This window comes from Brevibacterium sp. W7.2, from assembly GCF_018137945.1.
Lineage (GTDB): Bacteria > Actinomycetota > Actinomycetes > Actinomycetales > Brevibacteriaceae > Brevibacterium > Brevibacterium sanguinis.
On the sequence record NZ_CP073089.1, the window covers coordinates 3,017,705 to 3,038,687 of the forward strand.

The following is a 20,983-nucleotide window of genomic DNA, read 5'->3' on the forward strand; positions in this document are numbered from 1 at the left end:
CCGTCGCGGACGCCTGCCGCGGCGGAATCTGCTCAGTCGATCTCGCGGCGGCCGGAGAACGCCCGGCCGAGGGTGACCTCGTCGGCGTACTCGAGATCGCCGCCGACAGGAAGGCCGGAAGCCAGGCGGGTGACCGTGACACCGAGGGTGCCGAGCAGACGCACGAGGTAGGTCGCCGTCGCCTCGCCCTCGAGGTTCGGGTCGGTGGCGATGACGACCTCGTCGACCTCGCTGTCCTGGAGACGGGGCATGAGCTCCTTGATCCGCAGGTTGTCGGGCCCGATGCCCGCCATCGGATCGATCGCTCCGCCGAGGACGTGGTAGAGGCCCCGGTACTCGCGCGTGCGCTCGATGGCGACGACGTCCTTGGGCTCTTCGACGACGCAGATCATCGTGCGATCGCGACGCGGATCCTGGCAGACCGTGCACTCGGCCTCCTCGGAGACGTTGCCGCAGATCTCACAGAAGCGCACGCGCTTCTTCACCGCGCTCAGCGCCTGGGCGAGCGCGTTCACATCGCCGGAGTCGGCCTGGAGGATGTGGAACGCCAGCCTCTGGGCCGACTTGGGCCCGATGCCCGGGAGCTTGCCGAATTCCTCGACCAGGTCCTGGAGGGCACCTTCATACACTGCGCTCATACGTCTCTCTCATCGATGATCTCTCCGCCGAGGACCTTGGCGATCACCGAGACCCCGACCTGCGGGGCGTCGGAGATGTCGAGGTCCGTTTCCGGATCATACTCGTCCTCCATCGACCCGGTGGACGAGGGTTCCGGGGCGGCGGCGCGCTGTGGGGCGAAGCCACCTGGCGCCTGGCTGGCAGGCGCGCCGACATCACCGCGCGGGTTCTGTGCGACCGAACCGCCGGTGTCCATGCCGTGGCGCTCGGCGATCGCGGCGAAGCGGGATTTGAAGGGCTTCACCGCACCGGCGCCTCCCGTCGGGGCCGGCGTGGGAGTCGAATTCGGCGCCGGCTGGCCCGCACTGCCCTGTCCGCTGAAGTCGACATCGGGATCTGCATACGCGCCGAGGTAGTCGAGATCGTCGTCCTCGGGAGGAGGCACGACGACAGCCCCGACGTCGACGGCACCGCTGCCGGCACTCGTCGAGTCGACGTCCGCGGCTGCTGGACCCGAACGCTGCGGCGCATCGTGCCAGACGGGTTCTTCCCACCGTGGTTGGACGTACTCCATCGGCTCATCGGCCGACTCATCGGCGGCAGACGTCGAAGCACCGGCCCCAGTCCCGGAATCAGTCCAACTCGCAGTGCTGTTCTCGTCGGCTCGCGAGTCCGTCGCAGCGTTCGTCGCGACCGCTGACGACGCTGCTTCTCCGATGGCTGAGTCTCCGCCGTCCGGGGCGCCGAGGCCGGCACCGGTCGTGGGCGGACCGAAGAAGTCCTCATCGGACAGGTCGGGAACGACGATGTCGGAGTCGACGGCAGCAACACCGTGATCGACGGGAGCAGCGCCGGTGTCCGGATCAGCCGGAGCGGAATCAGACTGAGCGGAAGCGGAATCGACGCCTCCGACCAGTCCGTCAGCGACGGGGGCCACAGCGGTCGAATCGGGATCGGCCGGGGTGGATTCCGTGTCGACTCCTGCGGCCGGATCGTCGGCTGAAGTCGACCGGTCAACGGAAGTCGGCTCGTCAGCGGAGGGTGCCGCGGGGGTCGAATCGGCGGCGTCCTCTGCCTCGGCAGAGTTCTCCGACGCACCCGATTGAGCCGGTGATTCCCCCTCCTCGTCGTCGGAGGACCAGGGACCCTGCGGCGAGTCGCCGGTCTCCCAGAACTTCTCATGGTCGACCTGGGGCTTGTCGACCTCGCGGGTCCCGACGACAGCGGCGACCTCCTGCGGGCTCGGCCGCCGGAAGTCAGCACTCGGCCCGCGGTTGCCGCCGGCCGGGTTCAGGCCATGTCCGGACTGGTCGTGTCCGCCTGAGTTCCCGCCCTGATTGCCGCCGATGCGTCCGACGTCGCCGATGTCGATGCGAGCCTCGATGCCGAGGACATCGTTGATCGCCATGGCGAGCTTCGCCGCGTGGTCGCGCTGCTGGAACCCCTGGACCGAACCGGCGTTGTTGAAGCCGAGGTAGACGACGCCGTCGGCGAAAGACTGAGGGATCGCATTCGCAGCGATGATCGCGCGGGTCAGGCGGCTGCGCTTCTCCACCGCTGCGAGGATGCTCGGCCAGGCGCGACGGATCGCTTCGATCTCTCCGCCGATGCCGCCGGCTCCGGCACCCGATGCCGCCGGTGCCGAATTCGCTGAACTCTCGTCGGCGACCGGGTCAGGGCGCTGAACATCAGGGTGCGACGGACGATCGGCAGACGGCGACGCGGGCCGAGAATCGGCCGGCTGAGTCGTGGAACGCTGCTCGCCACCGTCGCTCTGTCGAGCGGATTCCGGCGAACCAGAGCGCTGACTGTCGCCGGGACCCTGCGGTCCCGGGTGCGCGTGCATCGGCGCGTCCTGCTGTGGCCGACCTGCCGATTGTTGGGGCTGCTCGGCCGACTGCTGCGGTTGACCCTGTCGCGGGTCGGCAGATCGCGAGTCGGCAGATCGCGGGTCATTGGGAGGCGAGTCAGCGGACCGCGCGTCGGCAGACCCGCGCCCGGTTGGCCCATGCTCGGCAGGTCCGAACTCGGACGACCTGCGCTCGGACGGCGCGTTCGACCCGGGACGAGGTGATCCGTGATGATCCGCATTCGTCCTGTGGCCCGCCGGGGCACCGCTCGAGCTACGAGCCCCCTCTCCTCCGGGAGCAGGGTTCTCGGACGCGAAGCGTTCAGGAGCAGAGTTGCCAGCAGGAGATGAGTTCCCAGCAGGAGCCGACCCCGGTTCGGGAGCGGAACCCGCGTGCGGAGCGGAGTCCGCCGCCGGCACGTCATTGAGCATGGATTCGGCCGCCGCCGCGATCGCGGTGAGCTCGTCGAAATCGTCAGGGGCGGAATCCGTGAAAGGCCCAGCGCCCTGCGCCGACCCGCCACCGCCGGCACCAGCCGGCGCACCACCCTGACCACCGGCACCGCCCTGGCCGCCACTAACCGGCGCACCCGACCGACCGTCACCAACCGGCGCACCGCCTTGACCGGCAGCCCCGGCACCCGGACCGACCGCCTCGGCGGGAGTCTGCGGAACAGCCTGCACGGGAGCCTGCGGAATCGTCCCACCCGACCCGGAGGCGGACATGCCGATCCGGCGCTCCATCCGCTCGACGCGGCTGAGCACGGCATCGCGGCTGCGGGTGGTGGCGGGCAGGAGGATGCGGGCGCAGATGAGCTCGAGCTGGAGCCGCGGCGAGGTCGCCCCCGACATCTCCGTCAGGCCCTGGTTGAGGATGTCCGCGGCACGGGAGAGCTCGGCCTGGCCGAACCCGCGCGCCTGCAGGGTGAGGCGCTCAAGACGGTCCGGCGGCACCTCGGGCAGGAACGCATGCGCGGCCTCGGGAGCGGCATGGATGACGATGAGATCGCGCATCCGCTCGAGCAGGTCCTCGACGAACCGCCGCGGATCCTGCCCCGATTCGATGACGCGCTCGATCGCCCGGTAGACGCCTGCACCGTCCCCGGCGGAGAACGCGTCGACGATGTCGCTGAGCAGAGAGTCCGGCGTGTAGCCGAGCAGCGCCACCGCCGTCGCATAGTCGACGCCGTTGGGCCCGGACCCCGCGATGAGCTGGTCGAGCACGGACAGCGTGTCTCGCACCGACCCGCCGCCGGCACGCACGACGAGCGGCAGCACGCCCTTGTCCACCTGGACGTTCTCCCGCGCGCAGAGCTCTTCGAGATAGTTCCCCAGCGCCTCGGGCGGCACGAGCCGGAACGGGTAGTGGTGGGTCCGCGACCGGATCGTCCCGATGACCTTCTCGGGTTCGGTCGTCGCGAAGATGAACTTGATGTGCGGCGGCGGCTCCTCGACGATCTTGAGCAGAGCGTTGAAGCCCTGCGAGGTCACCATGTGCGCCTCGTCGAGGATGAACACCTTGTACCGGTCGCGGGCCGGCGCATAGATCGCGCGTTCGCGCAGGTCACGGGCATCATCGACGCCGTTGTGGCTGGCCGCGTCGATCTCGACGACATCGAGCGACCCGGGTCCTCCGTTGGCGAGGTCGCGGCAGCTCGGGCACTCACCGCACGGAATCGGGGTCGGCCCCTTCTCGCAGTTGAGACAGCGCGCGAGGATTCGCGCCGAGGTGGTCTTTCCGCAGCCGCGCGGCCCCGAGAACAGGTAGGCATGATTGATGCGACCGCGTTCGATCGCGGCCTTGAGCGGCTCGGTCACATGCTCCTGACCGATGACCTCGTCGAAGGTCTCTGGGCGGTAACGTCTGTACAGTGCGGTGGACACAGGACAAGCCTAATGCCACCCCCTGACGTAGGACACGGTCATCGTCGCCAACCAGTCCGTCGACCGGTCCCTCGCCCCGGTCCCCGTTGTGAACCGGTCCCCGTTGTGACCCTGGCCCCATGTCGGGCACGATAGTGCGTATGACCGACGCCGTCTCTCCGCCCGAGGACTCCGATCCCGCCCGCACCTTCCGGATCGGGCACAAGGAGCGCGACGAGGCGATCGAGATGCTGCGCGAAGCCGCCGGGGACGGCCGGATCACCGTCGAGGAGCTCGACGAGAGGATGGAGCTCGTCCAGCGCGCGAAGTTCCCCATCGACCTCGATGAGGTCCTCTCCGATCTCACGACTCAGCTGCCCTCGGAGCGCTACCGTCCCCGCACCGAGGTGGCCCGCCGAACCCCGCCCTCCGCACCGGCCCGCCGGCTCCCGCCCCATCAGCAGACCCGCGGCTGGGATCCGTCCGATCCGCTCGTCGTCAAGGCGACGTGGGAGTCCGAGCACCGCCGAGGCCGCTGGCAGGTCCCGCCCTACATCCGGGCCGAACCGTCGATGTCGAACATCGAGCTCAACTTCCTCGAGGCCGACACGACGCTGGCGACGATCGACATCGAGGTCGTCGCCGGGATGGGCTCGCTCATCGTCGTCGTCCCCGAGGACTGGGCCGTCAACGTCGAGGATCTCTCGAAGTCGTGGGGTTCGGTCAAGACCCTCGTCGACGCGGTGCCCACCGGACGCGCCCCGACCATCGTCGTCGGCGGGTCGATCGGGATGGGCAGCTTCCGCGCCCGGTACGCGAACTTCTTCGACCGCCGGCGATTGGCCAAGTGATGCCTCCGGGACTCGGCGCCATCATCTTCCTCACGATCGCCATCGTCATCGTCTTCAGCGTGGGCTTCTTCCTCGTCCACCGGGTGATGACGAAGCCGGGCACGCACATCGGCTCCCGCCTGCCCAAGGACGGCCACGACGGCGAGCAGCGTCCCGGAAAGGGCCCCACGCACCCAGGCCCGAAGGACCGCTGACACGGCAAGGGCATTTGCCCGAACACCCCACCTGACCGGGGATAACCCTTGCAATGGCACGCGTCACATGATGCACTCATTGCATGGCTGAGCTCATCGTGACCCGCCTCGACGCCGACGACGCCGACGGTCTCAGGCAGTGGCTGACGATCATGCGCGAGGGCTACACGGACGATCGAACCGCCGTGTGGTGGCAGAGCGAGGAGTCGATGCTCGTCCAGTTCGCCCACCCCCGCCACGACAGGACCGACATCGCCCTGCTCGCCCGCCTCGGCGACGAGGCGATCGGCGGGGCGGAGATCACCCTCGTCTCCGACTCCCCCGCCCTCGTCGAACTCGCCGTCCTCCCCGCCCACCGCCGGCAGGGCCACGGCACGACGATCGCCGAGGCGGTCGATGGGATCCTCCGCGACTCCGCGGCGACGATCGTCCAGACGGAGACCTATTCGCCTGCCGGCATCGCCTTCGCCGAATCCCGCGGCATGCACGTCGGCAACGCCGAGCAGCGTCTGCTCCTCGACCTGCCCGCCTATCTCGACGCCGACGCCAACCGCTACAAGTCCCGAGCCGCTCCGGCCCCCGACGTCGGTCCCGCCGATCCCACCGAGGTCCACCCCGACCCCGACTGGTCGATCGTCTCGTGGATCGGCATGTGCCCCGAGGAGCTCGTCGAGGCGTGGGCGACCCTGCGCAAGCAGATGGACGAGGACGTCCCCCTCGGCGCTCTCACCCGCACCGACCACCACGCCGACGTCGCCGCGATCCGCAGCCATGAGGAGCGGATGGACGAACAGGGCTGGGTCCTCGTCAGCTCGATGGCGGAGATGACCGGGGACGAGCCGCTGGCCGTCGGGTACACGGAGATCATGGTCTCCCGGCACGCCCCGGAGATCGCCGTCCAGGAGGACACCCTCGTCGACCGCGCGTACCGCGGCCGCGGCATCGGGCGGGCGCTGAAGATCGCGAACCTGCGCCAGCTCCACGACCTCCCGGAGGCCGCCGCGGTCCGCTGGCTGCAGACGTACACGGCCACGGACAATGAGGCGATGCTCGCGCTCAACGCAGAGCTCGGCTTCGTCGTCGCCGACACGATGACCGCTCTCGAAAGCCCGGTTGTCGATTAGACTGACTCTGACCGCACCGGCTATCGAAGCGAAGCAGGCTACCGTGTCCTCCTCCAACGTCATCATCATGATCGTCGTCTTCATCATCGTCGTCATCGTCACGATCCTCATCGTGCGGTCGCGGGCGAAGAAGGCGCAGAGGGAGCGCGAGGCGCGGAACTCTGCCCCGAGCACCCCGCGCGACCCCTTCGCCGCCGACCAGAACACCGGCGGCGACCCCGCCCAGATCAAGGCCGGCGACCTCCTCGAGTTCGGCAATGAGAAGTACTTCGTGCGCGGCACCCTGCGGATCTCCGAGGGCGGCTACGACTGGGCTGAGCACTTCTTCCAGTCCGACGACTCCGCGACCCGCCTGTGGCTGACCGTCGAGCACGACCCCGACCTCCAGGTCTCGCGCTGGCGCGACCGACCCGACCTCGACATCGAACCGACGTCGAAGTCGATCACGATCGACGGCACCGACTACAGCCTCGTCGAACACGGCACCGCCACCTACCGCTCCGAGGGCACGACGGGGCTCAACGAGAAGGGCGGCCTCGACTACGTCGACTACGAGTCCCCCGACGGGAAGCTGCTGGCGTTCGAGCGCTTCGACCACGGCCGCTGGGAGGTCAGCACCGGCGAACCCGTCCCCGTCGGCTCCTTCACGATCTACTCGAGCAGCTGATGAGCCTGACCGCCCCTCACGTCACCGTCGACGTCCCCTTCGCCGACACGAGCGCCGACGACCTCCGGTTCTCCCTGGACCGTCCGCGGATCGCGCCGCTGGCCAGTGAGATCGTCGACCTTCAGCCGGCGGGCGTCACCGGTGCGGGGCTGCGGCTCGAGCTCCACGTCATCGGCTCCTCGCATCAGGTCATCCTCGCCACCGCGGCCCGTGACCTCCTCATCGAAACCTTCGCGTGCCCGCCGGCCGAGGTGCCGGCTCAAGCACCGACCACCGTCACGGCCCTGCCGAGCTGGGATGCCCCGGTGCGGACCCGTGGTGCGTGGGCCGGGTTGACCCGCCATGAGTTCCGGTGCACCCGCACGGCGCATCCGGCGGAGTTCCGCACGTCCGTCGCCGAGGTGCACGATCGTGTCCGCGCCCATGACCGTCACGTCATCGCCCGGTTCCCCGGTGACCGCGATGCGCTCACCGCACTCGCGCTCACGACCGCCGGCCAGGGCCACCTCGCGTGGGAGACGTGGCACGTCTACCCGCAGCACGCGGAGATCGTCCGCACGACGACCGCGCTCACGGGCGCACCGGAGCCGGCGACCGCCTCGGCGAGGGGTGGGCGGTGATGTCGAACAATCCGAACATCTCCACCGGCGGCGGCTCCTTCGACTTCGACGCCGAGCACAACCGCGGCAACCGGTTCGGAGGCGGGCCCTTCGACAACGGCCCCGGCGGACGGGGCGGCGGACCAGGTGGCAACGGCCCCGTCGGCAACGGTCCCTTCGGCAATGGCCCCGGTGGACGGGGCGGCGGAAGCTCGGGTGGGGGCTCGGGGAGGAAGCCGCGCCGCTTCGGCTGCGGCGCCGTCATCGGACTCGTCGTCGTCCTCCTCCTCGTCGCGATGATGTTCCAGAGCTGCGGGAGCAGTTCGGGCGGCGCGAACTGCGGGGACTACGACCTCGTCGACAACCAGTACGTGGAGAACCCCGGCCAGGGCGACTACGTGAAGAACGGCGACAACTACGACTACGTCGGATGCGACGCCTCCCGCTCCGGCGGCGGAGGATTCTTCTTCTTCCCGTTCTTCTTCGGCGGCGGCTCGGGCGGAACCGGGTCGAACTACGGGGACGGCTCGAACTTCCGCGGCGGCGGACCGGGGTCGGGCAAATGAGCGGCACGACCCAGAGGAGCGGCACGACCCCGAGGCGCCGCCCCGGCCGGTCGAACCACCTCGGCCAGATGACCAGACAGCGACCGAACCAGCGACGACAGCACCAGGAAAGGCAGCCATGATCCTCGACATGCTCCTCTACGAGACCGGGGTCGTCCTCGCGTATGCCGCGAGCGGAATCCTCCTCATGTTCATCGGCTACTTCGTCGTCGACCTCCTCACCCCGGGCAAGCTCCACGTCGTGCTCTGGGAGCAGAAGTCGCCGAACGCCGCCGTCCTCGTCGCCTCCGACCTCCTCGGTGTCGCGATCATCGTCATCGCCGCGATCCGCGCGAGCGCCGACGACCTCGGCGCCGGCATCGTCACGACGCTGCTCTTCGGCATCATCGGCATCATCCTCATGGCCGCGAGCTTCCTCCTCATCGACGCCCTCACCCCGGGCAAGCGCGGTGAGATCGTCAACGCGACCACGCTCCACCCCGAGGTGTGGGTCAACGCCTCGGCGCACATCGGCATCGCCGGCATCATGGCCGCCGCACTCCTGTGACCCCTGCCCCACCGTCTGCCCGGCCCGGCACGGGCGCTGCCCGCAGGATGCGACCGCATTGAGCACGACCGCACCGGCACCGCTGACGCTCCCGCTGCAACCGGGTCCTGCCCGCTTCTTCGTCCTTCTCGCCGTCTTCATCTGCGCGAGCTGCGGGATGGTCTACGAGCTCGCGCTCGTCGCGCTCGGGTCCTACCTCCTCGGCGACACGATCGTCCAGGCCTCGATCGTGCTCGCCGTCATGGTCTTCGCGATGGGCATTGGGTCGCTCGCGACGAAGCGCCTCACCCGCTTCGCCGCCGTCGCGTTCGCCCTCATCGAAGCCGCCCTCGGCATCATCGGCGGCCTCTCCGTCATCCTCCTCTACCTCGCCTTCGCCTTCGCCGACGTCTACACGGTGGCGATGGTCGGGCTCGCGTTCCTCATCGGAGCGCTCATCGGCGCGGAGATCCCCCTGCTCATGGAGCTCGTCCAGCGCATCCGGGCGCAGCGGGCCTCGAGCGCCGTCGCCGATCTCTTCGCCGCCGACTACGTCGGGGGCCTCGTCGGCGGACTCGCCTTCCCGTTCGTCCTCCTCCCCCTCTTCGGGCTGACGAAGGGGGCGCTCGCGGTCGGCATCACCAACACCGTCGTCGGCATCCTCATCGTCCTCTGGCTCTTCCGCGCCGAGGTGGCCCGCCGCACCCGGGTCCTGCTCGCCGGCCTCCTCGTCCTCATCGTCGGCGGCCTCACCGTCGTGTGGGTCTTCACCGACGACATCGAGGTGACGACGCGGCAGCGCCTCTACCGCGACCCCATCGTCGTCTCCGAGCGCACCGACTACCAGGAGATCGTCGTCACCGAGTCCCTGCGCACCGGTGACACCCGCCTCTATCTCAACGGGGACCTGCAGTTCGCCTCGGTCGACGAGTACCGGTACCACGAGTCCCTCGTCCATCCGCTGATGAACGGGCCCCGCGGCAATGTCCTCGTCCTCGGCGGCGGCGACGGGCTCGCCGTGCGGGAGATCCTCAAGTACCCCGACGTCGAAACCGTCACCCTCGTCGACCTCGATCCCCGCGTCGTCGACCTCGCCCGCACCTCGCCCCACTTCACGGCCTCGAATGAGAACTCGCTCGACGATCCGCGGGTGACGACGGTCGCCGCCGATGCGTTCACGTGGCTGCGGGAGACCGAGCACCCGGCCTACGACGCCGTCATCGCCGATCTGCCCGACCCCGATGACGTCGCCACCTCGAAGCTCTACAGCGTCGAGTTCTACGGGCTCATCAGGCAGGTCATGGCCCCCGGGGCCCGTCTCGTCGTCCAGGCGGGCTCCCCGTACTTCGCCCCGGAGGCGTACTGGGGAATCGGGCAGGCCGTCACCGAGGCGGGACTGGCGACGACGCCGTACCACGTCGATGTCCCGAGCTTCGGCGACTGGGGCTACTTCCTCGCCGCGGCTCCCGGGGATGCCGGCAGCAGCGGCACTCCGGCGGGGACCGACGGCGGCACCGGTCCGATCGTCGCCCTGGCGCCGGATGCGCCGACGGATCTGAGGTTCGTCACCCCCGAGGTGCTCAGCGCCTCGACGACGTTCCCGCCCGACCGCGACCGTGCGTCGGTGAGGAACGTCGAAGCCTCGACCCTCCTCCACCCGAAGGTCCTCGACCAGGAGCGCGGAGCCTGGGTCGGGTACTGAGTGCAAGGTCGGGTGCTGAGCACGGCAGAGGGCCCGCGCGCGGTCGGGGTGACCGGGCGCGGGCCCTCTGCTGCGGTCGCGGCTAGGACATCATCGCGGCTACGACATCATCGCGGCGAGCACGCTGAGCGAGACGCCGAGGAAGCCGCCGACGACGGCGATGCCGATGAAGACGAGGCCGAGGATGAAGCCCCACTTGCCGAACTCGTTGTCGCCGAAGCCCGCCTCCTTCGAGGCGCGACGGGCCATGTACCCGGTGACGATGCCGATGGCCGGGCCGATGAAGTTGAAGCCGATGAACGTCGACAGGGTCGCGACGAGCGAGATGATGCCGAGCACTTTGCCCGGATCCTCTGCCGCTCGCTGGGCCGGGTAGAGCCGATCAGCGTAGGGCTCATCGGGATAGGGCTGATCGGCATGCGGCTGGGCGTAGGGCCCCTGGGCGTACGACCGGGGTGCGTCGGGCCGCTGCGGGTAGGCCGACTGCCGGTCGGGATCGGTCACGTCCGGCCGGGCTCCCAGCTGGCCTGTTCCGGTCGGGTCGAATCGATTGTCGGGTTGGGGTGCGACCGGTGTGCTCATCGCGGTGCCTCTCTCGTGTGGTCCGAACTCCAGGCTGATGGCTTCAGCCTAGGAACCGGACCGGTGAGGGGAAAGGGACCTATCCGTCGACCTCGGCGGGGGTTTTCCCCCGGTCGCATCCGACAGGCTCATCGGGCGGGCGCCCGGCCTCTCCTCTGCGCGCGCCCGACACCTCCTCGGCGGGCGCCCGGCACCACCTCGGCGGGCGGTCAACACCGGCATTTCGCCCCGCCTCGGCGGGTCTCAGCGCACGTCGACGAGGGCGTGGTCGGTGCGGCCGAGGAGCCAGAGGAGGACCTCGACGGGTTCGCCGGTCACGGTCGTCGTCTCTCCGCGGCCGGCGGCGTGGGTGCCGAAGCCGGGACTGACGATGACGGTGCGGCCCTTCGCCTTCGCCGCGTAGGGCAGGAGCGCGAACCGGGCTTGGGCCCACACGGTCGCGTTGTCCTTCCGGGAGAGGCGGCGGGGGAACCATTCGAGTTCGGCACGGCGGATGTCCTCATGGTGGACGAGGTATTCGGTCGTGTTCATCACCGAGCCGACGCCGGGCCACGCTCCCGGGGTCCACTTCGGTGGGGCGGCGACGAGGCCGAGCAGCTCGGAGTACGGCATCGACGCGTAGTCGCGCTCCTTGTCCTCGAGCCTGCCCTCGAACGCGGGGACCATGATCCCCATGGCCGCGACGGGTTCGCGTTCGCGGATGACGAGGTGGGTGGCGAGGTCCCTGGTCGTCCACCCCTCACAGAGGGTGGGCGCGTCCTCACCGGCGGCGCGGGCAGCGGCAACGAGGCGCAGTCGTTCTGCGCGAGCAAGACTGGTCATGGTGGCAGTCTGTCATTGCCTCATTGGATTTCTCTGGACGCCCACTCTCTGACGAAGTCGGTGACCCGGGAGATCGACCGGTAATCGGCAAGGTCATCTCCCCTGGTGGGGCCGTCGGTGACGATGACGACCGGCTTGCCCTCCTTCGCCGCCGACCGCACGAAGCGCAGCCCCGAGAGCACCGCGAGCGACGATCCGAGAACAAGGAGACCCGCCGCCGAATCAGAGATCCGATTCGCCTCGGCAACGCGATCGGGCGGGACGGCGTCGCCGAAGTAGACGACATCGGGCTTGAGGAGTCCGCCGCAGATCGGACAGTCGAGGACCCGGAAGTGCGCGGTCTCCTCGAGGTCGACGTCGCCGTCGGGTGCGGTCTCGACGTCGATCGGATCGATGCCGGTGAGCGCGATGAAATCGCGGTTGAGGGCGGTGAGCTCGTCCTGCACCCAGTCGCGGTCGAAGGTGTGGCCGGTCTTCAGACACACGACTCGGTCGAGGCTGCCGTGGAGGTCGATGACGGGACTCCGGCTGCCGACCTCCCGCGCCGCGGTCTGGTGGAGCCCGTCGACGTTCTGAGTGATGATGCCGGCGACCGGCAGACGGGCGAGCGCGAGGTGACCGGGGTTGGGATCCGCCCACTCCATCCGCGGCCAGCCCACCCAGGACCGCGCCCAGTACCGAGCACGCTGCTCGGGCGAGGAGAGGAAGTTCTGGATCGTCATCGGCCGGCGGGGCGCGGCATCGGGGCCGCGGTAATCCGGGATTCCCGAATCCGTGCTCATCCCCGCCCCGGTGAGCACCGCCCAGTCGCTCGGGTCGTACCCCGTGGTGAGGACGTCGATGATCTCGGAGTCGGTATGGCTGGCCACCGGACGGGTGCGCCCGCGCAGCGGATCGACGATGACTGCCATGGTCTCCTCGGTCTCCTTGCTCATTCTCTCTCCCCAGTCCCCATCGACTGCGTCTATCGTGGCCGTATGGTCAGCGTACTGCTCGTTCATCACTCACCGTCACCATCGACGCAGAGAATCGCCGAGGCGGCCGAGGCCGGACTGCGCCTGCCCGAGCTCGGCGACATCGACGTCACCGTCAGACCCGCCCTCGAGGCCACCGTCGACGACGTGCTCGCCGCCGACGCCTACGTGCTCGGGACGACAGCGAACTTCGGCTACATCTCCGGGGCGCTCAAGCACTTCTTCGACACCACGTACGACGCGGTGCGCGAGCCCACGGCTGGTCGGCCGTTCTCCTACTGGATACACGGCGGCTATGACACGACCGGCGCGGAGACCGCGATGACGCAGATCACGACCGGGCTGGGATGGTCGCTCGTCTTCGATCCGCTCGTCCTCACCGGCGCGGTCGACGAGGAGCATCTCGAGACCGCGACGGAGCTCGCCGCGACGGTGGCCGCCTCGACGCTCTGAGATTGCTCCGAGAAACTACTTTCCAATATAGAAAGTAGTTGGTAGGGTGAAATCACTTCCACCGGAAGTCAACGGTCATCTCGTTGGATCGGCCGCCTCGGCGGATCCGCAATCGCATCGAAGGAGCAGCCATGACCACGCCCACCCCGCAGCAAGCCACCGACCTCCTCGCCCAGATCGATTCGACGCAGAAGCAGGCCCGCAGCACCGATGCGTGGCCGCTCGTCCTCTTCCTCCTCGTCATCAGCGCCGCGGCCTCGATCGGGCTCGTCGGAATGGCGCTCATCGACGATTCGACGACCCAGCTCACCCTCCTCGGGGCGAGCGCCGCGTGGCTCGCCGCCGCGCTCGTCGTCTACCTCGTCTCCGCCCTGAGCTGGAGCCGCCGGTCGACGCTCCTGCTGCTGACCTGGCTGCCGGTCATCGTCCTCGCCTTCATCGCCGGGGTGATCGCCGACAGCCTCACCGCGGGATCGTGGGTGACGGTCGCCGCCGCCGGAGTCGTCTGGGTCGCAGGCATCCTCGGTGCTCTCATCGGACTGCGCCGGTGAGGCGCGCAGAGACGAATGAGGAGACCACGATGACCCCCTCCACCGCCCCCACCGACGGCACGGGAGCCGATTCGGAGTCCGCGCCCGAGGAGACGATCCCCCACCTCGGCGAGACCCTCTCCCGGATCGATCCGGACCTCGGGAACCCGACCCGGCTCGGACTCGTCGCCAGCCTGAAGAACCGCGATCGCGCGGAGTTCAAGCTGCTGCGCGATTCGCTCGGAGTCTCGGATTCCGTGCTCTCCCGACACATCACGGCACTGGAGAAGGCCGGTCTCGTCGAGGTCGCGAAGGGCTACGTCGGCAAACGGCCGCGGACCTGGGTCTCGATCACGAAGGACGGCGCCGCCCGCCTCGACGGTCACGTCGAGGCGCTGCGCGAACTCGCCAGCGGACGCTGAGGCCGCGCCGGTCAGACGCTGGTCGTCCGGTCGCCGGTCCGCCCGATCGTCGCGCCGGCCGTCACTTCCCCTCGGCGCGGCGGCGGACGATCTCCGTGATCCAGATCGGGGCGAACGGCGAGGTGCAGTTCGGCGGCGTCGGATAGTCCTTGAGCACCTCGAGGCGCTCGCCGATCTCGAGCGCACGGTCCCTGAGCTCGGGGTTCTCGATGCCGATCGACGCCAGCGTCTCGTTCATCGCCCACTGCAGGCGTTCGGGTGCCTCCTTCATCTCGGCGTCGATGACGTCGAGGAGGCCTGGCAGATCGAGGCCCTCGGGATCCTTCGCCACCCTCTCCGAGGTCAGAGCCCATCCGGCCGAGGCGACAACCGGATCGGGGTCGGCCATCCACGTCGTCCGCAGCGCCTCGGCGTGCTTCGACTTCTTGACGATGTAGTTGACGAGCCACCCGTGGACCTTCGGCACCCGCGACTCCCGGAGCATCGCGTCGAGCTCGGCCGCGTCCCAGCTGCGCGGACGCATGATGAGGATCGCGACGAGGCGGGCGGCGGTGTCCCCGGTCGCCCACAGCTGCCGGGCGAGGTCGTCGTTCTTCTTCAGCTCCTTCGCGATGCCGCGCAGCTTCGTGAGGTTGACCCCGTGGTCGTCGCCGTGCCGTTCATTGACCGCACGAGCCTTGGGGTCCTCGAGCTCGGCGAGCTCCGCCCTGACACCAGCCACCGTCGCCTCGACCATGCTCGTCCCCTCGCTGTCGTTCCCATTGCCGCGCACCCTCATTCTGCCCCACATCGCGTGTTCGCCGCGCGTCGTCGCACCGTCACTCCGCGTCGTCGCACCGGCGTCGCACCGTCAGCGCGCGTCGTCAAACCGTCAGTGCGCGTCGTCGCCGAGGTAGGGCCGGACCTCGAGCCATTCGTTGATCGGGGCACCCTGGAAGCCGGGGGCCGCGGAGAGTTCGGCGGCGAGCGCGAGCGCGCGATCCCAGTCGGCGACGTCGATGATCATCCACCCGGCGACGAGGTCCTTCGAATCGGGGAACGGCGACCTGACCTCCGGGGAGAGGTCCGGCCCCGACGCCCGGACGAAGGCGCCGTCCGGCGACAGCGCCGCCGAGTCGACGAATTCGCCGGACTCGCGCAGCCGATCGGCGAAATCGTTCATGTACTGGACGTGCGCGTCGACCTCAGCGGGCGTCCACTGGTCCATGGGCACGAAGTCGATGTACTCCGGCGTCCCCCGGTAGTGCTTGAAGATCTGGTACTTGGCCATCGCTGGCTCCTCCTCCGATCACGGGAGCGCCGGACCACCTCGGCGAGCCCGATCTGCCCCTTCCCACCTCCCAGGGTAGGCCCGCGTCCCGGGAATGCGACCCGCGTGTGCGTCGTTGATGACAGTGCAGGGCTCAGCCTGCGCCACGGTCCCGACCGCGAGCGATTCCCACCATTTGAGGAGTGCAGCATGACCAAGCGCGTCCAGTACGACAATCACGGCACGACCGACGAACTCGAGGTCGTCGACGTCGAGTCCCCCACGGTCGGCCCGGGACAGGTGAGCGTCCAGGTCCGCTTCGCCGGCCTCAACCCGGTCGACCTCGCGATCCTCTCGGGAAGCTTCGGGTCCGGCAGCGGCACTCGCGGCCTCGGCATGGACTTCTCCGGTGTCGTCGCCGAGGTGGGCGACGGCGTCGAGGACTTCTCCCCCGGCGACCTCGTCTTCGGCGGCGTCCCCAACCAGTCGGAGGCCGACTACGTCCTCGTCAAGGATCCCGCCAAGCATCTCAACAAGATCCCCAAGGGACTGGGCACCGATGTCGCCGGCGGCCTCAACGTCGCCGGGAGCACCGCGGTCGCCGGCATCCGCGCGATCGCCCCGCAGGCCGGCGAGACGATCTTCGTCTCCGGCGCCTCGGGCGGGGTCGGCATCATCGCCGCCCAGCTCGCCCTCGGCCTCGGCGCCCGTGTCATCGGCACGACGAGCCCCGGCAACGTCCAGCTGCTCGACGGACTCGGCATCGACGCCGTCGAATACGGTCCCGAGCTCGAGGAGCGTCTGCGCGAAGCCGCCCCGGACGGCATCCAGGCCGCGTATTCGACGCGCGGCGAGGATGAGATCGAGATGCTCCTCGGCCTCGGCGTTCCCGCCGCGCGGATCAACTCGATCGCCGCCGGCCCGCAGGTCGCCGATAAGTACGGCGTCCACACCGACGGCCAGGCGAAGGCCCGCCGCGACGACCTCCCCTGGCTGGCGATGGCGATCGCCTACGGCCACGTCGTCGTGCCCATCGGCGGGGTGTTCGACCTCGACGACGTCCGCGCCGCCTACGGGTTCCTCACCGGCGGCCACCCCGTCGGGAAGGTGCTGCTGCGGATGGAGCCGAAGCCCTTCACCGCAGAGCAGACGGACTACCTCACACAGTGACGGCCGACCCCGGGGTCCGGTCCGCAGACACGCGCGCGGACCGGGCCCCGAGGCGTCTGCGCCCGTAGCCGATAAGCGCGACAGCGATCGCGACGGGCCAGACGAAGAACGGGATGTAGCAGGCCAGCAGGACGGCCCGCTCCCCCGCGCTCATCCCCACATCGGGCGTCCAGCCGGGGACGACCCCGGTCCAGGCGAGGACGAACTTCACGAGCACGGACCCGATAAGCCCGAGCAGGACCACGGTGCCGATGCCGCCGACGATGAGCGGCACCAGGGGTGGGATCGTCCTCCCGCCGAGGCGGGGCACCCACCGCGGAACGACCTCGCCCCACGGCCGGATGAGTCCGAAGCCCGCCACGGCGACGAGCAGCGTGAGCACCTCGAGGCCGAGGACGTAGACGACGCCGCCAGCGGAGAACCGCACCTCGTCCGCGAGGCCGAATCCCACATCGAGACCGGCGAGCAGCGCGATCCGCCAAGCCACGCTCGGCAGCGGGAGCACGAGCGCGCCCCAGCCGGCGATGAGCGCCCAGCGGGGGATCTCTCGGTTCTGCGGCTCTCGGTTCCGTGGCTCTCGGCTCTGCGGCTCCCGGTTGCCTGACCGCCTGCCTTCTGGCTCCCCGTCCTCCGCCTCCCGCCTCGCCGGTTTTAAATCCTTCGTTCTAAAACTCATGCTCTAAAACTAGCTATGATCGGGTGCCATGGCAAGACCTGCGCGCTTCTCCGATGACGACATCCTCGACGGAGCCGCTCATGCGCTCTCCGTCAGCGGCCCCCGGGCGACGATCGCCGACGTCGCCCGGAGCATCGGCGGCCCGACGGGATCGATCTATCACCGCTTCCCCTCCCGTGACGATGTCTTCGCCCGCCTCTGGCTGCGTTCGATCGGCCGCTTCCACGTCGGCCTCCTCGCCGCGTACGACCTCGACGATCCGCACGAGGCCGTACGGGCCGCGGCGCGCCACATCCCGGCGTTCTGCCGCGCTCACCCCGAGGAGGCGCGTTCGATGCTCCTCTTCCGTCAGTCGGCACTCGCCGCCGAGGGCCCGCTCGGCGTCCGCGACGACGCCGCGCACATCAACGACGACATCGACGCGGCGATGGACGGCCTCCTCGCCCGGCGCTTCGGCGACCCGACGCCCCACCGGCGCGAACTCCTCTCGATGGGAACGCGCCTGGCCCCCTACGGCATCGTCCGCCCCTTCATCGGCACGGCGATCCCCGACTGGGTCGACGACGCTGTCGCCGCCTCCGCTGAGGCGATCGTCCGCCTCGGCGATCCCCCGCCCTGACCGGGACCCCGCGGATCTCGCGCCCCCGCCCCGACCGGCGCGGTCCCCACGCTCTGACCAGGACGCCGCGGATCATCTGCCCTGACCCGCCGGCCGATGTTCGGAATGTTCTCCCAGGGTCAGGCTGTTGAATGGAGACAACCCGAGTTGCGTCAAAGCGCAGCCTTCGGGTCGACCGGCATCGCGCCGGCCCGTGTCCGACAGCAGTGCACCAGAGAAGGAGAGCCACCATGGCCGTATCCGACAAGAAGATCGCATTCCTGCTCACCAACGGCGTCGAACAAGTCGAGCTGACGAGTCCGCGGACGGCACTCGATGAGGCGGGCGCGACGACCGTGATCATCTCGCCCTCGGAGAACACCCTGCAGGCGATGGAGAACGATTGGGACCACGGCGACACGTTCACCGTCGACGTGCCCGTCGCCGAGGCGAACGCCGACGACTACGACGCGCTCGTCCTGCCCGGCGGCACGATCAACGCCGACACCCTGCGCACCGATGAGGACGCCGTCGCTCTCGTCAAGGCGTTCTTCGCCGCCGACAAGCCGGTGGCCGCGATCTGCCATGCCCCGTGGATCCTCGCGCAGGCCGACCTCGCGAAGGACCGGAAGCTCACGTCGTTCGAGTCGACGAAGGTCGATCTGGAGAACGCGGGAGCCGACTGGAGCGATTCCGAGGTCGTCGTCGACGGCAACCTCATCACCTCCCGCAACCCCGGCGATCTCGACGCGTTCAACGCCGCGATCGCCGATGCCCTCAAGTGAACCGGCTGGCGGATTGAGCTGAGCCAGCCGCCTCGGCGCGCGAACTCCCCGGGACCGCGGTTCCGGGGAGTTCGTCTGCGTTTCACCTCGGTGTGTCCGTGGACGCGCCACCTGCGCATATGATCATCACATGCGTGCTTCCTCCACCGGGCGTATGCCGTCCGGCGTCCTCTCCTGTCTGCTCACCGTTCTCCTCGTCGCCGTCTCCGGCGCGCTCACCGTCACCGTGCCCGCGCCGGCCGCGGCGGCCTATCCCACCGGCGGCGGCATCGGTGCGATGCACCGCTCGCTCGGCGGGGACACCGGACGGCTGGGCCCGGCGGTCAGCCCCGAGCGGTGCACGCTCAGGGACGGCGGGTGCTACCAGACGTTCAGGGCGGGCACGATCCATTGGACGAAGGCGACCGGGGCCCACGCGACGTGGGGTGCGATCCGCACGGCGTGGCAGAAGTCGGGCTGGGAGAACGGGCCGCTCGGGTACCCGACGAGCAACGAGTACAGGGCGGGTTCGGTGACCCGGCAGGACTTCGAGAACGGGCGCATCACGTGGACGAGCGCCGCCGGGGCGAAGATCGAGCTGACCACGGCGCCGTCGTCGTTCACCCTCAAGGGCTCCGGGTTCGGCCACGGGGTCGGGATGAGCCAGTACGGGGCCCGCGGGATGGCCGCCGCCGGCAAGAGCGCGACGCAGATCCTCGAGCACTACTACAACCCGGCGACGGTCACGCAGACCTCGGCGAACGCGAACTCCGACATCACCGTCCAGCTGCTCGCCGGGGAGAAGTCGGTGACGCTCACCCCGTCCGCGGGCCGCCTGCGGGTCAAGGTCGGGCGCACGACGGTCGAGTCGGGCTCGGCGATCACCGTCGAGCGGACGTCGTCGGGCAGAGTCAGGGCGAAGGTCGGGGGTCAGTCCTACGAGGGTTCGTGGATGACCGTCGAGTGGCAGAACACGCGCTACTGGTCGGGGTCGCAGGCGACGACGGTCGCGGTCAGCCGCGCCCAGTCGGGGTCGACGGGGACCTATCGGCACGGGAAGATCGAGATCCGGCAGCTGAAGAACGCGCTCAACGTCCTCGGCGTCATGCGGACGAACTCCGAGTACCTGCCGGGCATCGCCGAGGTCCCCGCGTCCTGGCAGTCGCCTGCGCTCGAGGCGCAGGCGATCGCCGCGCGGACGTATGCCTACCGCAATCTGGGGCCGCTCAAGGCCGACTGCGCGTGCAACGTCTACGACGAGGTCACCTCGCAGCACTTCAAGGGCTGGGCGCACGAGAACGCTCGCGAAAGCGGTCCTTGGCGCAGGGCCGTCCAGGCCACGCAGTCGGGATCGGGGGCGAACGTGAGGAACGCGAAGGTCGTCATGTACAAGGGTGCACTCATCGACGCCGTGTACTCCTCGTCCTCGGCGGGGGTGACGAACTCCGCCGCCGAGGTGTGGGGCAGCGATGTCCCCTACCTGCAGTCCCGTGACGATGCGGCGTCGAAGTCGAAAGCCGCCGGGAACCCGAATGCCGCGTGGACGGTGACGCCCTCGCAGGCGGCGATGGCGAAGGCATTCGGCCTGCCCGACGTCGCGACGGTGACGCTGACCCGGACGAAGGCGGGGCTCGTCACCTCGGCGAAGGCGACCTCGACGAAGGGGGCGACCGCGACCCGCTCCGGCGCCGAGCTGCGCAGTGCGCTCAAGCTGAAGTCCGCATCGTTCACCATGGGGTGAGCGGCGGGGTTCAGCACTGCCGGCGCTTGGCGTCCGGCGGAGACCGCTCCGGAGCGCCCACGCTCCCGAGCGGCTGAGCTTCGCGAGCTGCGGCGCGCGCAGGGACGGCCCGGCCGGCGGCTACCGGCTACCGGCTACCGGCTACCGGCTACCGGCTACCGGCTACCGAGCGAACGCTAGTGTGCACGCCACCCTGCGGGCCAAAAGTGAAAATGCAGGCGACTAGTCGTGGGGCAATTTTACTTTTGCCCGACATCTGCCCCGTGTCGCGCCTGCGCCGTGCCGATCGCAGCGTGTCGCCGCACCGACGCCGTGTGCCTCTGCAACGATGCCCGGGTTATAGGCCAAAAAGTGTGTCCGTGATCGTCCCGGATCCCAGCCACACCAAGGACAATCACCTGATTGCTTAGCTCTGATCGCTTAGCATTCGTAGGGTGCTTGCA

At 69.4% G+C, this 20,983-nt stretch carries 23 protein-coding genes; 15 read left to right on the plus strand and 8 right to left on the minus strand.

The genetic code is table 11. The annotated features are described in order from the left end of the window. Nucleotides 1–32: 32 nt before the first annotated feature. Both recR and J9315_RS13620 read right to left on the minus strand, forming a co-directional pair. On the minus strand, nucleotides 33–629 hold the full coding sequence (recR, locus tag J9315_RS13615) for a recombination mediator RecR (RefSeq protein ID WP_137825126.1): 597 nt from the start codon (nucleotides 627–629) through the stop codon (nucleotides 33–35). Between the two features lie 5 nt (nucleotides 630–634). Beyond that, a complete protein-coding gene (locus J9315_RS13620) occupies nucleotides 635–4,351 on the minus strand; it encodes a DNA polymerase III subunit gamma and tau (RefSeq protein ID WP_198500654.1) in 3,717 nt (1,238 codons plus the stop codon). A 140-nt stretch (nucleotides 4,352–4,491) separates the two neighbouring features. Here J9315_RS13620 and J9315_RS13625 point away from each other — a divergent pair, with 140 nt between their 5' ends. The 8 genes from J9315_RS13625 (at nucleotide 4,492) to J9315_RS13660 (ending at nucleotide 10,559) form a co-directional block, all read left to right on the plus strand. Beyond that, nucleotides 4,492–5,181, plus strand: coding sequence for a DUF1707 domain-containing protein (locus J9315_RS13625; protein ID WP_198500653.1), 690 nt, complete (start codon nucleotides 4,492–4,494; stop codon nucleotides 5,179–5,181). Beyond that, nucleotides 5,181–5,375, plus strand: coding sequence for a hypothetical protein (locus J9315_RS13630; protein WP_198500652.1), 195 nt, complete (start codon nucleotides 5,181–5,183; stop codon nucleotides 5,373–5,375). Before J9315_RS13625 ends, J9315_RS13630 begins: the two co-directional genes overlap by 1 nt. An 83-nt stretch (nucleotides 5,376–5,458) precedes the next feature. Next, nucleotides 5,459–6,499, plus strand: a complete 1,041-nt coding sequence (locus J9315_RS13635) for a GNAT family N-acetyltransferase (RefSeq protein WP_198500651.1) — start codon at nucleotides 5,459–5,461, stop codon at nucleotides 6,497–6,499. A 43-nt stretch (nucleotides 6,500–6,542) separates the two neighbouring features. Then, nucleotides 6,543–7,166, plus strand: a complete 624-nt coding sequence (locus J9315_RS13640) for a DUF4178 domain-containing protein (protein WP_232623846.1) — start codon at nucleotides 6,543–6,545, stop codon at nucleotides 7,164–7,166. Next, nucleotides 7,166–7,786 (plus strand): DUF2617 family protein, encoded by a 621-nt coding sequence (locus tag J9315_RS13645; protein ID WP_198500650.1) that lies wholly within the window; start codon nucleotides 7,166–7,168, stop codon nucleotides 7,784–7,786. The genes J9315_RS13640 and J9315_RS13645 overlap by 1 nt, the downstream gene beginning before the upstream one ends. After that, nucleotides 7,786–8,331, plus strand: a complete 546-nt coding sequence (locus tag J9315_RS13650; protein WP_198500649.1) for a hypothetical protein — start codon at nucleotides 7,786–7,788, stop codon at nucleotides 8,329–8,331. Before J9315_RS13645 ends, J9315_RS13650 begins: the two co-directional genes overlap by 1 nt. A 118-nt stretch (nucleotides 8,332–8,449) precedes the next feature. Further along, the gene (locus J9315_RS13655; protein WP_198500648.1) at nucleotides 8,450–8,878 is read left to right on the plus strand and encodes a DUF350 domain-containing protein; all 429 of its coding nucleotides are present in this window, start codon (nucleotides 8,450–8,452) and stop codon (nucleotides 8,876–8,878) included. A 58-nt stretch (nucleotides 8,879–8,936) separates the two neighbouring features. Then, nucleotides 8,937–10,559 (plus strand): polyamine aminopropyltransferase, encoded by a 1,623-nt coding sequence (locus J9315_RS13660; protein ID WP_198500647.1) that lies wholly within the window; start codon nucleotides 8,937–8,939, stop codon nucleotides 10,557–10,559. Nucleotides 10,560–10,658: 99 nt separating this feature from the next. Here the strand turns inward: J9315_RS13660 and J9315_RS13665 are convergent, their stop codons facing one another. From J9315_RS13665 to J9315_RS13675, 3 genes are all read right to left on the minus strand, one after another. Beyond that, nucleotides 10,659–11,141: a DUF4190 domain-containing protein gene (locus J9315_RS13665; protein WP_198500646.1), complete on the minus strand. Its 483-nt coding sequence runs from the start codon at nucleotides 11,139–11,141 to the stop codon at nucleotides 10,659–10,661. A gap of 243 nt (nucleotides 11,142–11,384) precedes the next feature. Beyond that, entirely contained in the window at nucleotides 11,385–11,963 is a 579-nt protein-coding gene (locus tag J9315_RS13670) for a TIGR03085 family metal-binding protein (RefSeq protein WP_140955476.1), read from the minus strand. 20 nt (nucleotides 11,964–11,983) lie between these two features. Then, complete coding sequence (locus tag J9315_RS13675) at nucleotides 11,984–12,898, minus strand: Sir2 family NAD-dependent protein deacetylase (RefSeq protein ID WP_232623845.1); 915 nt, start codon at nucleotides 12,896–12,898, stop codon at nucleotides 11,984–11,986. Nucleotides 12,899–12,940: 42 nt separating this feature from the next. On the opposite strand from J9315_RS13675, the gene J9315_RS13680 reads away from it, so the two are divergent. From J9315_RS13680 to J9315_RS13690, 3 genes are all read left to right on the plus strand, one after another. Beyond that, nucleotides 12,941–13,390, plus strand: a complete 450-nt coding sequence (locus J9315_RS13680; RefSeq protein WP_198500645.1) for an NAD(P)H-dependent oxidoreductase — start codon at nucleotides 12,941–12,943, stop codon at nucleotides 13,388–13,390. Nucleotides 13,391–13,521: 131 nt separating this feature from the next. Beyond that, entirely contained in the window at nucleotides 13,522–13,941 is a 420-nt protein-coding gene (locus tag J9315_RS13685; protein WP_198500644.1) for a hypothetical protein, read from the plus strand. 29 nt (nucleotides 13,942–13,970) lie between these two features. Next, complete coding sequence (locus tag J9315_RS13690) at nucleotides 13,971–14,342, plus strand: transcriptional regulator (protein ID WP_198500643.1); 372 nt, start codon at nucleotides 13,971–13,973, stop codon at nucleotides 14,340–14,342. Nucleotides 14,343–14,403: 61 nt separating this feature from the next. On the opposite strand, the gene J9315_RS13695 is transcribed toward J9315_RS13690, so the two are convergent. Beyond that, complete coding sequence (locus tag J9315_RS13695) at nucleotides 14,404–15,078, minus strand: DNA alkylation repair protein (RefSeq protein ID WP_140955552.1); 675 nt, start codon at nucleotides 15,076–15,078, stop codon at nucleotides 14,404–14,406. A 135-nt stretch (nucleotides 15,079–15,213) separates the two neighbouring features. Then, nucleotides 15,214–15,612, minus strand: coding sequence for a YciI family protein (locus tag J9315_RS13700; protein WP_198500642.1), 399 nt, complete (start codon nucleotides 15,610–15,612; stop codon nucleotides 15,214–15,216). 189 nt (nucleotides 15,613–15,801) lie between these two features. Here J9315_RS13700 and J9315_RS13705 point away from each other — a divergent pair, with 189 nt between their 5' ends. Next, nucleotides 15,802–16,761, plus strand: coding sequence for an NADP-dependent oxidoreductase (locus J9315_RS13705; protein ID WP_198500641.1), 960 nt, complete (start codon nucleotides 15,802–15,804; stop codon nucleotides 16,759–16,761). Here the strand turns inward: J9315_RS13705 and J9315_RS13710 are convergent. Beyond that, nucleotides 16,751–17,248 (minus strand): hypothetical protein, encoded by a 498-nt coding sequence (locus tag J9315_RS13710; RefSeq protein WP_211978047.1) that lies wholly within the window; start codon nucleotides 17,246–17,248, stop codon nucleotides 16,751–16,753. The genes J9315_RS13705 and J9315_RS13710 overlap by 11 nt on opposite strands. 217 nt (nucleotides 17,249–17,465) lie before the next feature. On the opposite strand from J9315_RS13710, the gene J9315_RS13715 reads away from it, so the two are divergent. The 3 genes from J9315_RS13715 (at nucleotide 17,466) to J9315_RS13725 (ending at nucleotide 20,540) form a co-directional block, all read left to right on the plus strand. Next, nucleotides 17,466–18,056, plus strand: coding sequence for a TetR/AcrR family transcriptional regulator (locus J9315_RS13715; protein ID WP_198500639.1), 591 nt, complete (start codon nucleotides 17,466–17,468; stop codon nucleotides 18,054–18,056). A 230-nt stretch (nucleotides 18,057–18,286) separates the two neighbouring features. Further along, nucleotides 18,287–18,820 (plus strand): type 1 glutamine amidotransferase domain-containing protein, encoded by a 534-nt coding sequence (locus J9315_RS13720; RefSeq protein ID WP_198500638.1) that lies wholly within the window; start codon nucleotides 18,287–18,289, stop codon nucleotides 18,818–18,820. Between the two features lie 130 nt (nucleotides 18,821–18,950). Continuing rightward, nucleotides 18,951–20,540 (plus strand): SpoIID/LytB domain-containing protein, encoded by a 1,590-nt coding sequence (locus J9315_RS13725; protein ID WP_211978048.1) that lies wholly within the window; start codon nucleotides 18,951–18,953, stop codon nucleotides 20,538–20,540. The last annotated feature ends 443 nt before the right edge of the window (nucleotides 20,541–20,983 follow it).